This is a genomic window from Rheinheimera sp. KL1 (assembly GCF_001275035.1).
Lineage (GTDB): Bacteria > Pseudomonadota > Gammaproteobacteria > Enterobacterales > Alteromonadaceae > Pararheinheimera > Pararheinheimera tangshanensis.
The window spans coordinates 1-1,198 of sequence record NZ_LAMX01000017.1 but is presented as its reverse complement, the minus strand read 5'-3'; the positions used below and the strand labels follow the sequence as shown (position 1 = coordinate 1,198).

1 protein-coding gene is annotated in these 1,198 nt (G+C 47.3%); it reads left to right on the top strand.

Annotated features, from left to right (window positions below):
* Nucleotides 1-74: 74 nt before the first annotated feature.
* Nucleotides 75-1,150 (top strand): IS3 family transposase gene (locus WH43_RS08810; RefSeq protein ID WP_152342818.1). Its coding sequence is split into 2 segments (ribosomal slippage): nt 75-324 and nt 324-1,150, totalling 1,077 coding nucleotides; the frame shifts between segments, so codons are not numbered across the junction.
* Nucleotides 1,151-1,198: the final 48 nt, after the last annotated feature.

Below are 1,198 nucleotides of genomic sequence, written 5' to 3'. Positions count from 1 at the left end.
TGACCTATCCCCCAAATTTAAGACCATGACATTGATGAGATTTCCAATAAAATGGAACCAATGGAGATCTCAAAATGAAAAAACGTTACACCGAAGAACAAATCATCAAAGCCATCAAGCAGCATGAAGCAGGCACGAAGGTCGAGGACTTATGCCGTGAGATGGGCATATCCGTCGGGACCTTCTACAACTGGCGCAGTAAGTACGCAGGACTGGAAGTGAACGAAGCCAAGCGACTGAAGGAGCTTGAGGCAGAGAACAACAAGCTTAAGAAAATGCTGGCCGACAAGATGCTCGAAGTCGAAGCGATGAAGGATGTACTGTCAAAAAAGTGGTGACGCCAGCGGCAAGGAAACCTGTTGCTCAGCATTTGATAGAAGCTTTCCGCCTGAGTGAACGGGTGGCTTGCAAGTTGGCGGGATTGAGTAGAACAGCATTGCGGTATAAGCCAAAAACGAATGCAGATCACAGCATACGGCAGCGGCTGAAAGCATTGGCAACCCAATATCCGCGCTATGGCTATCTGATGTTGCATGGTCTGCTTCGGGGCGAAGGCTGGGTCAAAAACCGTAAACATACCTATCGCCTTTATACCGAAGAAGGTTTGCAGGTGCGTACGAAGAAACGCAAAAAGCTGACACGACCACGGCAGCCGATGGAAGTGCCTACAGCGGTGAATCAGCGTTGGTCTATGGACTTTGTATCGGACCAACTGAGCAATGGCAGGCGCTTTCGGGTTCTAAATGTGGTGGATGATTATTCGCGTGAAATGGTTGGGCAATTGGTTTCGGTTTCCATCAGTGGCAGACAAGTCGCCAGATTCTTGAGTTTGCTGATTGAGCAACGCGGCAAACCAAACAAGGTAATCTGTGACAACGGAACTGAATTTACCAGCAAAGCGATGTTCTTCTGGAGCAAAGAAACCGGTGTTACTCTGGGTTTTATTCAGCCAGGTAAACCAACACAAAACGCATTTGTAGAAAGTTTGAATGGCAAGTTCAGAAACGAATGCTTGAACCAACACTGGTTTAGAACGATGGACGAGGCCAGATACGAAATAGATTTATGGCGCGAGCATTACAATCATATTCGCCCGCACAGTTCGTTGAATTACATGTCGCCTGTTGAGTATGCAAAGCAGGCAGCATAAGCTGGAAAATCTCATCACGGGATTGGTATTAATTCCGGGGAAAGGTCA